General features: G+C 51.8%; 10 protein-coding genes and 1 other annotated feature. Of the genes, 4 read left to right on the forward strand and 6 right to left on the reverse strand.

Annotated elements, in window-relative coordinates; translation table 11 throughout:
- On the reverse strand, window positions 1-668 hold a 668-nt coding region (ilvC, locus tag B4H10_RS05180), incomplete at its 3' end, for a ketol-acid reductoisomerase (RefSeq protein ID WP_292018327.1).
- Window positions 669-723: 55 nt separating this feature from the next.
- Window positions 724-957: a binding site (T-box leader), on the reverse strand.
- Between the two features lie 260 nt (window positions 958-1,217).
- On the reverse strand, window positions 1,218-1,415 hold the full coding sequence (locus tag B4H10_RS05185; RefSeq protein WP_059076327.1) for a zinc-ribbon domain-containing protein: 198 nt from the start codon (window positions 1,413-1,415) through the stop codon (window positions 1,218-1,220).
- Window positions 1,416-1,543: 128 nt separating this feature from the next.
- Between B4H10_RS05185 and hydF the strand changes: the two genes are divergently transcribed.
- The 3 genes from hydF (at window position 1,544) to nifJ (ending at window position 7,161) form a co-directional block, all read left to right on the forward strand.
- Window positions 1,544-2,743 (forward strand): [FeFe] hydrogenase H-cluster maturation GTPase HydF, encoded by a 1,200-nt coding sequence (hydF, locus tag B4H10_RS05190; RefSeq protein ID WP_059076328.1) that lies wholly within the window; start codon window positions 1,544-1,546, stop codon window positions 2,741-2,743.
- An 11-nt stretch (window positions 2,744-2,754) separates the two neighbouring features.
- Window positions 2,755-3,321 carry a phosphatase PAP2 family protein gene (locus B4H10_RS05195; protein WP_059076329.1) on the forward strand — a complete coding sequence of 189 codons (567 nt, stop codon included), beginning with the start codon at window positions 2,755-2,757 and terminating at the stop codon, window positions 3,319-3,321.
- Window positions 3,322-3,648: 327 nt separating this feature from the next.
- Entirely contained in the window at window positions 3,649-7,161 is a 3,513-nt protein-coding gene (gene nifJ / locus B4H10_RS05200; protein WP_170087054.1) for a pyruvate:ferredoxin (flavodoxin) oxidoreductase, read from the forward strand.
- Between the two features lie 120 nt (window positions 7,162-7,281).
- Here the strand turns inward: nifJ and B4H10_RS05205 are convergent, their stop codons facing one another.
- The 4 genes from B4H10_RS05205 to B4H10_RS05220 all read right to left on the reverse strand — a co-directional run bounded on the left by B4H10_RS05205 (window position 7,282) and on the right by B4H10_RS05220 (window position 10,755).
- On the reverse strand, window positions 7,282-7,722 hold the full coding sequence (locus B4H10_RS05205) for a hypothetical protein (protein ID WP_292018328.1): 441 nt from the start codon (window positions 7,720-7,722) through the stop codon (window positions 7,282-7,284).
- Between the two features lie 57 nt (window positions 7,723-7,779).
- On the reverse strand, window positions 7,780-8,472 hold the full coding sequence (locus B4H10_RS05210; protein ID WP_170087053.1) for a response regulator transcription factor: 693 nt from the start codon (window positions 8,470-8,472) through the stop codon (window positions 7,780-7,782).
- Window positions 8,450-9,907: a sensor histidine kinase gene (locus B4H10_RS05215; protein ID WP_292016840.1), complete on the reverse strand. Its 1,458-nt coding sequence runs from the start codon at window positions 9,905-9,907 to the stop codon at window positions 8,450-8,452. The genes B4H10_RS05210 and B4H10_RS05215 overlap by 23 nt, the downstream gene beginning before the upstream one ends.
- 191 nt (window positions 9,908-10,098) lie before the next feature.
- The gene (locus tag B4H10_RS05220; protein WP_170087051.1) at window positions 10,099-10,755 is read right to left on the reverse strand and encodes a PepSY domain-containing protein; all 657 of its coding nucleotides are present in this window, start codon (window positions 10,753-10,755) and stop codon (window positions 10,099-10,101) included.
- A gap of 226 nt (window positions 10,756-10,981) precedes the next feature.
- Here B4H10_RS05220 and B4H10_RS05225 point away from each other — a divergent pair, with 226 nt between their 5' ends.
- Window positions 10,982-12,376, forward strand: coding sequence for an NAD(P)/FAD-dependent oxidoreductase (locus tag B4H10_RS05225; RefSeq protein WP_170087050.1), 1,395 nt, complete (start codon window positions 10,982-10,984; stop codon window positions 12,374-12,376).
- Window positions 12,377-12,436: the final 60 nt, after the last annotated feature.

Consider the following 12,436-nt stretch of genomic DNA (forward strand, 5'->3'; position numbering starts at 1 on the left):
ATTTCCGGCTGATAGCCTGCTTCGCACAGCGTTTCGAATCCGTTGGTGATGAGCTGGCAGATACCGCCGCAGAGGACGGCCTGTTCGCCGAAGAGGTCCGTTTCCGTTTCTTCCTGGAACGTCGTCTGGATGACGCCGGCCCGGGTGCCGCCGATACCGCGGGCATAGGCCAGGGCGATGTCAAAGGCCTGACCGGAAGCATCCTGTCCGACGGCAAAGACATCGGGGACGCCGCTGCCTTCGACGAACTGGCGGCGTACGATATGGCCCGGGCCTTTGGGGGCTACCATGAAGACATCGACGTCGTCGGGCGGGATGATCTGCTTGAAGTGGATATTGAAGCCGTGGGCAAAGGCCAGGGCGCTGCCCGGTCTGAGGTTATCCCGGATTTCGTTTTTATATACGTCGGCCTGTTTTTCATCGGGAATGAGGACCATGGTGATGTCCGCACCGGCGACGGCTTCGGCGACGGTCTGGACGTTAAGACCGGCTTTACGGGCTTTTTCTGCCGATTTGCTCCCTTTATAGAGGCCGATGGTGACATCAATCCCGCTGTCGCGGAGGTTGAGCGCATGGGCGTGGCCCTGGCTGCCGTAGCCGATGATAGCGACTTTCTTTCCTTCCATAGCTTCCCAATTGACATCCTGATCATAAAACACTTTTGCCATATTAATTTCCCCCTTAATGCTTTTTCTGATAAAGAATAAAAAAAATCCGTCCCTTATAAGGGACGGATTGTATATCCGCGTTACCACCCAAATTCTTCACTACGGTGAAGCTCCTCACAACGTACCAACATACGCGTTTCCAGTAACGTGGAAATACCGTTGATGCTTAATACATTCAGCATCACTCTTCAGGGAGGATTTTCGTCTGTCTTGTATTACCGGCTTGCACCAAGTGCCGGCTCTCTGTAAATACCAAGGGCAGAGTACTCGTTCCCGTCATCAGATTTAGTCTTTATGTGCTTGCTCCCTGAGGACTCCTGTCCCTTGAGAGAAGTTGTGAACATTGTAACGGAACTATTCCTGTTTGTCAATAGAAAATATAGCCCGGAGGAATAGAACAAAACGGCGGTTTCGAATAATTAAGGGCAAACAAAACATGCTTTATAAAAACGACGTTAAAAATTAGTATATTAATAAAATACATTATAAAAACAAAAACAAATTAATGGGTCTGCTTTTACATCCCCCCCCGGAGTAAAGGGGCGGATATCAGGCAAATACCTTCCAAAGACCGATGAGTACCAGGGCCATGATGATGATGAAACTTATCACGCGGGTTTTGGAAAAGATTTTGGGATCATTGACCGTTCCTGGCGTCGGTTTGGGGGCTTCTACCTGCTGGGTGCCGCAGATCGGGCACATCCGTACGCCATCGCGCAGTTCAGTGCCGCATTTTTTACAAATCATATATGTCATCTCCTGAAATGTTGTTTTATATTTCCACCTGTATCATACCATGAGCGGAAGGGTCTTGCTAGTGTGCATTCCGGCATTTGTGATATAATGGAGCAAAAAGAAAAAGAGGGGGAACTGCTGTGGGAATGAATGATACACCTTCTGGTGAACGCGTACATATTGGCTTTTTTGGCCGCCGCAATGCCGGTAAATCCAGTGTTGTCAACGCTGTGACCGGACAGAATCTGGCTATTGTGTCGGATACGAAGGGGACGACGACTGATCCGGTGTATAAGGCCATGGAACTTTTGCCGCTGGGACCGGTACTGATCATTGATACACCGGGGTTTGATGATACAGGGGCTTTGGGGGAACTGCGCGTGGCGCGGACGCGGCAGGTGCTCAATAAAACGGATATAGCGGTCCTGGTCATCGATGCAGCAGAAGGAATGCAGCAGAGCGACAAAGAGACGCTGGACCTGATCCGGGAAAAACAACTTCCCTATATTATCGTTTATAATAAGAGTGATTTAACTACTGTACCCAATCAGATTCCCGATGATGTTTTATATGTCAGTGCCAGAAACAATACGGGCATTCATGAATTAAAAGAACGGATGGCCCGGCTGAAACCGCAGGATACGGGAGTTCCTATCGTGCGGGATATGGTACATCGGGGAGATTTTTTTGTACTCGTCGTACCTGTCGATTCGGCGGCTCCGAAAGGGCGGCTGATCCTGCCCCAGCAGCAGACTATACGGGATATACTCGATGCAGACGGGACGGCCATCGTCGTCAAGGAAACGGGGCTGAAAGATACCCTGTATCGTCTGGGCCAGAAGCCACAGATGGTCATTACCGACAGTCAGGCTTTTAAGCGGGTGTCAGCCGATACGCCGGATGACATTACGCTGACTTCTTTTTCCATTCTCATGGCACGCCACAAAGGCTTCCTGGATATTGCCATAGAAGGGGTGAGAGCCCTGAAACAACTCCAGGACGGCGATACGGTGCTTATTTCAGAAGGATGTACCCATCATAGGCAGTGTGACGATATCGGGACTGTCAAAATTCCCCGCTGGCTGCAGCAGTATACGGGGAAAAAGCTGGTCATTGAAACGTCTTCCGGACGGGATTTCCCTATGGATTTGACAAGATATGCCATGGTCATTCACTGCGGTGGATGCATGTTGAATGAACGGGAAGTGGCAGCACGGATGCAGCGGGCACAAAGACAGCATGTACCCATTACAAATTATGGGATTTTTATTGCCTGCATCCATGGGATACTGAAACGCAGCCTGGCACCATTTCCCGATTTACAGAAACGGGTCCCGTAGAGGAGAGAACGATGGAACGCTGGCTTATTTTGAAAATACAATCGGTTTTATTCCATAATCCCGCCGCAAGGGAAATCGCCGTCGGGATGGCCCGCTGGGGATTCTGGGCGTATATCCTCTATGGCCTTGTGCAATGGTTCCGCCCGGGAAATCTGCCGCAGCAGATCCGGCGCCGGCAATCAATGACAGAGGCCCTGTTTTCCGTGGGGATCAGTTCTTTCTTTTCCTTTCTCATATCGCTCATATGGCGGCGTCAGCGTCCCTTTGCCGCCCATGGTTCCGTAAGGCAGGCGGTCATACATAAAAATAACGCGTCCTTTCCCAGTAACCATACGATGAATGCAGCAGCTGCAGCACTGACGGTATTTCGTTATCAAAAGAGGTCAGGGACGGTGCTCCTGATATGGAGTATACTAATTGGCGCATCGCGGATTGCCTGCGGTGTACATTATGTGACAGATATTTTAGGCGGAATGATTCTGGGATATATGAGCAGCCGCATTGCCGGACGGAGCAGACTGGTTCGTCTGGTATCTTTTTTGGTGCCAGTGGTTTTGAAAATAGGCAGAAAAAGATAAAATAATTAGGGATGTATTGACGAATAAATTCGAAAATACGTTCAAATTAAAACGTAATTATTGATATTTAAAATAGCGTACTATAAACACGTAGTGGTATACAGCTGGCACATAATAATGTGCCAGCTTTTTATGAGCCCGAAAATGCGATATATAAGGCATTTGCGGACTTTATTAAAATTAGATTAAAAAATAAATAAAACACAATGATGTTATTTTTCTTGTAAAAATACATTATTTAGCATACAATAAATTTGTCAATAAGAGTACGGCAACGTACTTGAGGATACCGCTTATAAATCACAAGAGAGAGGAGAGTAACACATTATGGCAAAGAAAATTTTTAAAACAATGGACGGTAATGAAGCGGCTGCATACATAGCGTATGCCTTTACAGAAATCGCTTCTATTTTCCCAATCACACCGTCATCCCCTATGGCTGAACACGTAGATGAATGGGCAGCCCATGGTCGGAAGAACTTGTTCGGGACGACGGTCCAGGTACAGGAAATGCAGTCTGAAAAAGGGGCAGCCGGTGCAATGCATGGCGCATTGAATGCCGGTGCGCTGACGACGACCTTTACTTCGTCCCAGGGCATGATGATCATGCTTTCCAACATGTTCAAGATTTCCAGTGAACTTCTGCCTGGCGTATTCCACGTAGCATCCCGTACAGTAGCCACCAACGGGTATACGATTTTTGCCGGTCATGATGATGCCATGGCTATGCGTGGCACGGGCATCAGCATGATGTGTGAATCGAGCGTACAGGAAGTCATGGATCTGGCTGCCGTCGTCCATGCAACGGCTATTTCCTGCCGCATTCCTATCCTGAACTTCTTCGATGGATTCCGTACATCTCACGAAATTCAGAAGATAGAAGTCATCCCTTATGAAGAGCTCCGCCCGATGCTGGATATGGAAGCCGTCAAGGCGTTCCGTGCCCGTGGCATGAACCCGGATGATCCGGAAGCGATTTCTTTCTGCGAACCGGCAGAAACGTATATGCAACATCGTGAATCGTTGAATAAATTCTATGACCGCGTACCGGATGTAGCCGAAAGCTATATGAAGAAAATCAGCGAAATCACCGGCCGGGAATATCACCTCTTCAACTATACAGGTGCACCGGATGCAGAATTCGTCCTGGTAGCTATGGGGTCTGGCGCACAGACCATTGAAGAAACGGTTAAGATGATGGTTGAAAAAGGCGAAAAAGTAGGCTGCATCAACGTCCACATGTTCCGTCCGTGGTCGGAAAAGCATTTCCTGTCCGTCCTGCCGAATACGGTCAAGAAGATTGCCGTCCTGGACCGCACGAAAGAAACCGGCGCCAACGGGGAACCGTTATACCACAGCGTCGCCGCTACTTTTGCCGCTGCTGACCGGTCGCCGAAGATTTATCATGGCCGTTATGGTATTGCTTCCAAGGAATTCCTGCCGGGCGATGTCGTAGCTGCCTTTGAAAACCTGAAAGCCTTTGAACCGAAGAATGATTTCACACTGAGCATCGTCGATGATGTGACCTATAAATCCCTGCCCCGTGTGGAAGGTGTCCATACAGGCGGTAAAGGCCTCAAAGCATGTAAGTTCTGGGGCTTCGGGTCTGACGGCACGGTCGGTGCCAATAAGAGCGCTATCAAGATTATTGGCGATAATACGGACATGTATGCCCAGGCATATTTTGCCTATGACTCCAAGAAATCAGGCGGTGTCACCGTATCGCATCTGCGCTTTGGTGATACGCCCATCAAGATGCCATATCTGATCAATAACGCCGATTTCATTGCCTGCCACCGCCAGTCGTACGTACATGGTTTTGACCTCCTGAGAGGCATTAAAAAAGGTGGTACGTTCCTGCTCAACACTGTCTGGAAACCAGAAGAACTGAGCGAAAAGCTGCCGGCAAGATTAAAACGGGATATTGCCCGCAATAATGTACAGTTCTACATTATCGATGCTGTAGGTATTGCCCAGAAGATTGGCCTCGGCGGCCGTATCAACATGATTATGCAGTCGGCCTTCTTCAAACTGTCCGAAGTCATTCCTGTAGACCTGGCTATTGATAAACTGAAAGAATCGGTCGTCAAATCTTATGGCAAGAAGGGCCAGAAAGTTGTCGATATGAATAATGCAGCAATCGATGAAGGACTGAAGAATATTGTGAAGATCGACGTACCGGCCGACTGGGCTGATGCACAGGACGAACCGGTTGACCTTTCGAAGCACACGAAATTCTTCCGCGAATTCTCTATTCCGGTCAATGCCCTGGAAGGCGACGACCTGCCAGTCAGTGCATACAACGGCATGGAAGACGGCAGATGGCCGACTGGTACATGCGCAGAAGAAAAACGCGGCGTAGCCATGTTCGTGCCGAGCTGGGATGCAGAAAAATGTATCGGTTGTAACCAGTGTTCCTTCGTCTGCCCGCACGCCGCTATTCGTCCGTTCCTCCTGACGCCGGATGAAGCCGTTAATGCACCGGAAGGTTATCAGGATAAAGAAATCAAAGTAGCTCCGGGATACAAATTCAACATTGTCGTATCGGTCATGGACTGCTTGGGCTGCGGCAGCTGTACTCATGTCTGCCCGAAGGAAGCCCTGACCATGAAACCGTTCGACGACGAAGAATACAAAGCTGCACTGTGGGATTATGTCATTGCCCTGCCGCAGAAGAAGAACCCCATGAAGAAAGATACGGTCATCGGCAGCCAGTTCGAACAGCCGCTGCTTGAATTTACCGGTGCCTGCGCTGGTTGTGCTGAAACGCCGTACTGTAAAGTCGTTACCCAGCTCTTCGGCGACCGCATGATGGTTGCCAATGCTCACGGCTGTTCCTCCGTATGGGGCGGCAGTGCTCCGGACTGCGGTTATACGAAGAATGCCCAGGGTCATGGCCCGGCATGGTCTACGTCCCTGTTCGAAGATAACGCCGAATATGGCTTTGGCATGATGCTGGCAGAACAGGCCGAACGCAAGCTCCTGGAAAAATATATGGACGACGCTATGGACGTTGCCAGCCCGCAGCTGCAGGAAGCATTCAAGGACTGGAAAGAACATAAACTGGAAGGCGAAGGCTCGCGGCAGCGTTCCGATGCTATCATCGCTCTGCTGGAACAGGAAAAAGAAGGCAAGCCGGCTCTGGAACAGGTATATGAAATGAAGAAGTTCCTCGTCAAACGTAGCCAGTGGATCTTCGGCGGCGACGGCTGGGCTTATGATATCGGCTATGGCGGCCTGGATCACGTACTGGCCCAGGGTCAGGATATCAACGTCCTCGTATTCGATACGGAAGTATATTCCAACACGGGCGGCCAGGCTTCCAAAGCAACGCCGACGGCAGCTGTTGCCCAGTTCGCAGCTTCCGGCAAGAAGACGAAGAAGAAAGACCTGGGCATGATGGAAGCCCAGTACGGATATATCTATGTAGCTCAGGTTGCTATGGGTGCTGATAAGAATCAGTTCCTGAAAGCCCTGAAAGAAGCAGAAGCCTATAAAGGTCCGTCTCTGATCATCGGCTATGCACCGTGCATCAACCATGGTCTGAAAGTAGGCCAGGGACAGAGCCAGCTGGAAGAAAAACGGGCTGTCGAAGCCGGATACTGGCATCTGTGGAGATACAATCCGGAACTCAAGAAACAGGGCAAGAATCCGTTCACGCTCGATTCGAAACCGCCGACAGCAAACTTCCGCGATTTCCTCATGGGCGAAACCCGGTTTGCTTCCTTGAAACGTACCTTCCCGGATACGGCAGAAGCTCTGTTTGAAAAGACGGAACAGGATGCCAAAGAACGGTATGAAGGCTATGTCCGCCTGACAAAGGCCTATGATGAAAAATAACACAGATATCATGGCGCCGTAAGGCATGATGGTATACACACTCTTGTGTTTATGAGCACAGACACCCCTGGGGATTTCCCCAGGGGTGTTTGCTATCTGTATGGGATTGTTCCTTTCGGTCTATCCCTTGATCCGCTGGCGTTTGTTGCCTACGACGAGGTAGCGGCTGATACTGCGGTAGACCATGAAGGTAAAGAAGAAGAAGCCAAACAGGAATACCAGAGCGTAATCCAGTGTGAGTGGTTCATCCTGTACGTAGTACCAGGCACAGATGAGGGTCAGTATAAGGCTGCCGTACATAGATATGAGGACGCTTACCGTACGTTGTCCCCGGTCGCGCATGGAAAAGAAATCTTTGAAATGGATATAAAAACCGATAGTCGAGAATATAAGCGCTGCCGTGACGATGCCGATGGCGAGAACGCTCAGCTGGAAATAGAGTGAGACGAGAAGCAGTACCATGAGAAAGAGGGTACACAGGAAAATACCTTCCTGACGACGGATATCCTGTTTGTCCTCTTCTTCATAGGTACGGCTATCCCGGTTGCGATGACGTGCCATGGAATCACCTCCTTTGTATACCCTTTATTATAGCATATTTGCCGTGACGGGTTCTGCTTATTCGCGAAAGCGGTATCCTGCACCCCAGACGGTTTCGATATAGATGGGTTTGGCCGGGTCTGGTTCAATTTTTTCGCGGATGCGGTTGATGTGGACCATGACGGTCGCCGTATCGCCTTCGGCATCGAGACCCCAGACTTTTTCAAACAGGCGGTCCCGGCTGAAGACGAGACCTTTATTCTGGGCCAGGAATACGAGTAGCTCAAATTCCTTATTGGTCAGGGTGACTTCCCGGCCGCCGGCGAAGACGCGGTGTTTATCGACGTATATTTCCAGTTCTCCGGACCGGATGACGGCACCGTCGGCAGGAGAAGCTGACCGGGTCAGGCGTTCGTACCGCGTGATATGGGCTTTGACGCGGGCTACGAGCTCCGGCGGGCTGAAAGGCTTGCTGATATAGTCGTCGGCGCCGAGACCCAGTCCGCGGATTTTGTCGATGTCTTCCCGCTTGGCCGATACCATGAGGATAGGGACCTCTTTTTCGGCCCGGATGCGCTTGCAGATGTGGAAGCCGTCCATCCCGGGCAGCATGATGTCCAGCAGAATGAGATCGTATGTGCCGTGGAGGGCCCGGTCCAGGCCTTTTATGCCGTCGGTCTCGATGTCACTTTCGATGGCATTGGCTTCGAGGAAATCCTGTTCCAGTTCGGCGATTTCCTGATTGTCTTCAATGATGAGTATTTTTTTCATATTCTGACTCCTTAGCTGCTGCTGGCAGCGTAATGATGATGGACAGGCCACCGCCGGGCGTTTCCCCGGCAGAGATGGTGCCGTTCATGCCTTCGATGATCTGCCGTACGATAGCCAGCCCGAGGCCGCTGCCTTTTTTGACATCTGTCCGCGCCGCGTCGGTACGGTAGAAACTGTCGAACAGGCGGGGGAGGAATGGCGGTGCCACGCCAGGGCCATGGTCGGCAAAGACGAGGCGGACCTGATCAGGACCGTCTGTTACGGTTATTTCCATCGCTACTTTAGGCTTATCCTTGTATTTGATACTGTTTTCCAGGATATTTTCTACGACCCGTTGGAACTGGGCCCGGTCCAGTTGTACACAGGCTCTTCCAGTCGCCCGGCAGGTCAGGTCCAGTCCCCGTTCAGACAGGCGCTGCCTGTTTTCTCCGGTGTAGTCTTCCATATAGGACGAAAGGGAGACCGGGGTCAGGGAAAAGGACACCTGCCCCAGATCCAGCTTGGAGAACAGGAAGAGCTGTTCTACCAGTTTTTCCATGGTGCAGGCATTCTGGTATATCTGGGTGACGTAGCGTTGTTTCTTTTCTTCGGTCCGGGCAATTCCTTCGAGGATGCCGCTGGCGTATCCTTTGAGCAGGGTCAGAGGGGTCGATAAATCGTGGGAAATACCGGCGATGAGTTCTTTCCTGTTTTTTTCATAGCGCTGCTGGGCTTCACGGGCGCTTTTCAGCTGGCGGCGCATGTGGTCAAAAGCAAGGCAGGTCCGGCCCAGTTCATCGCGGAATGTGGATGTCATGTGATAGTCGAGATTGCCTTTTTCAATTTCTGCCGCTGCCTGACGCAGTGTTTCCAGGGGCTGCAGGATCTGACGGGAGAGCAGATGGGACAGGATGAGGCCGCAGGCGATGATAATCGCGCTGGCCGTGACGATGATGACAATGAGCAGTCCCTGCAGGACGCCTTTGGCCAGTCCGGCGCGGATGCCGCTTTTGGCGATAAATGGCATGGGTCCCGACGCGATGACCGTCGTCCCCGTGTGAAGCGCCGTATAGCGTAAGAAAAATCCGTCGCCATCCCAGATCATGGCCGTGTTCTGACCGCCTGATTTGCTCAGGACCCGTTCGGCCAGGCTGGTGGCATTGCTGCCGGGGGTGACGTACATGGTCCGTCCGTCCCGTATAATGGCCGTGGCGATGCCCAGATCTTCCAGTGTGCGACAGTCTTCTTTCAGGTCTTTGAGTTTCAGCGGCCCCGGGTGTTCGGCTTTGACGCGCAGGGAGCTGACCGTGTACTGGATGGACAGGGCCGGTCCTTTTTCGGGCCAGAGCGTGGCCAGGTCGCTTTGCTGGGCCGAAAAGCGCAGGCCCTGGAACAGAAGCAGGCCCAGCAGGGTCAGGATGCAGACCGGCACGAGGACCATGGTGACGTTTGCCATGAGCAGTCGCCTTCTCAGGGGGATATCTTGTATATGCAGCATAAGCAGTATCCTTTCTCGTACATATTTTCTCACAGTATATATTGTCATTATATACTGTGTCGGCACAATCTGCCAGAGACCGGATGGGGTATGACAAAAAGGGACCTCCTGTGATGGCCCGGCCATCATAGGAGGTCTCTTTGCAGGTATCAGGCAATGCGGCTGGCCAGGATGTCTCCACTTACGGCATCTATAAGGATGTGGTAGTGGATGTCGCCATCGGAAGCACGGATCTGATAGACAGGATGGAACGCCGTGGCAGCCGGGGTGGCTGGTGCAGCCGGTGCAGTTGCTGCAGGCTGGACATCCGGTGCAGGCCGGGTGTCAGGGGCGGTGCCTTTACCAGTGGCACCGGCTGTGTCATCAGGCCGTGCAGTTCCCGGAGCCGGGGTTCTGTCTTTTTCCCGGTCCTGTTTTTTGTCCCGGTATTTTTTATCTTTCTTGTCCTTTTCTTTATGCCGGTCCTCTCCTTTTTCATGTTTGCTACCTTCAAGGTCTATGAGGGAGATGCGGGAGAAACTAAGGGAGCTTTCGTCTTTCCCGATAGCCTGGGCGGCCAGGGCGCGGGCTTTTTCTTCCGGGATGAGGGTCAGGTTCTGTGCCTGTGCCTGGGCTTCAATCATCTGGGAGATGGCCTGGATCTTCTTTTCTTTATAAGCCTGTTTTTGCTGATGATGATACCAGGCACCTCCGCTGCCGGCGACGGTACAGATGACGATGGCGGTTACGGCGATTTTCGCGTTGCGGGCCGTGAAGATTTTCGATTTCCATGTATGCAGGTACGTATTCCATTTTTCTTGTGTCATGATGTATTCCTCCTCTGTTGTTTACTGACAAGGATAGTGTACAGGTAAAAGCTAAAATCCATCTAAACCGGGGCATAAGAGTTTCGAAAATTTCTCTGTACATCGGGCATTGTCTCTTTGTTGACATCGGCCCTTCTATATGGTACGCTGAACGAGGATAACTCATACTGGAAATAACGCCCTGACGGAATCTGTCCCGTGAGGGCATTTTTATTGGGAGGCAGGAATGATAAAAGCTGTAAAGAATTATGATGTCGTTATTATCGGGGCCGGGCCGGCCGGTATTTTTACGGCACTGGAACTGGCCGATAAAGGATATACGATCCTCATGGTAGAAAAAGGACAGGACATCCGCGACCGCATCGCTACGAGCGTCAATCCGCAGGCACTGGCCAAGGACAAGGTACGCAATGTCGTCTGTGGCTGGGGCGGTGCCGGGGCGTTCAGTGATGGGAAACTGACGCTTACCACGGAGTTTGGCGGCAATCTCGACGACTATATGTCCCAGGCAGAGCTGGCGGAAAAAATCAAATACGTCGATTCCGTATACTGCCGCTTCGGCGGTGCTGACCGCAAGGTATACGGTGATGAAAATCCCGAAGAAATCCGCCGCATCCAGCGTCGGGCTGCTGCAGCCGACCTGCGTTTCATCCCGGCCCGGATCCGTCATCTCGGGACGGATGTCAACGCCCAGATCCTGACAAATATGCGCGATTTCCTTGATGGTAAGGCGGATATCCTGTCCGATACGGCGGTGGAACACATCGTCGTTGAAGACGGCACAGTACGGGGCGTCATCATCGACGGCCAGCTCTACGGCTGCCAGTACCTCGTAGCCGCGCCGGGCCGGGAAGGGTCGGAATGGTTCGTCGGCGAAGTAGAACAGATGGGCCTGTCCCTGACATCCAATGCCGTCGATATCGGCGTCCGCGTCGAAATGCCGGCGGAAATCTTTGAACCCATCACGGATATCGTCTACGAATCGAAACTCATATATTTCAGCAAGTCCTTTGATGACCGCATCCGGACGTTCTGCATGAATCCCTATGGCTTTGTCGTCACGGAAAACAACGACGGCCTTTTGACGGTCAATGGCCACAGCTATGCTCACAAGCGCAGTGAAAACACGAATTTCGCCATTCTCGTTTCCAAGAAATTCACTGAACCGTTCCACGAACCGATCCGCTACGGCAAGTACATCGCCCGCCTGGCCAATATCCTTGGCGGCGGCGTCATCGTACAGCGTCTGGGCGATTTCCTCGACGGCCGCCGCTCGACGCCGGAACGGATCCGCCGCGGTCTCGTGCGGCCGACCATGCCCAGCGCGACACCGGGCGATTTGTCGCTGGTCCTGCCGTACCGCCATATGCTGGATATTAAGGAAATGTTCGAAGCCCTGGATAAGGTAGCGCCGGGAGCTAATTCCCGCCACACACTCTTGTACGGCGTGGAAGTGAAATTCTATTCTAACCGCCTGGAACTGAACAATAAACTGGAAACGAAGATTCCTAATTTCTTTGCCATCGGTGACGGGGCCGGTATCACGCGTGGCCTCGTACAGGCATCGGCAGCTGGTGTCACCGTAGGCCAGGAAATCCTGTCGCGCACGCGGCATCATTGACGCGGCGCCAGAGAGACGATACAATGAAAAGATAGAGATTTTGATCTATACCATACGAGG

This window comes from Megasphaera sp. UBA4382 (assembly GCF_002391155.1).
In the GTDB taxonomy this organism is placed as follows: Bacteria; Bacillota; Negativicutes; order Veillonellales; family Megasphaeraceae; genus Megasphaera; species Megasphaera hexanoica.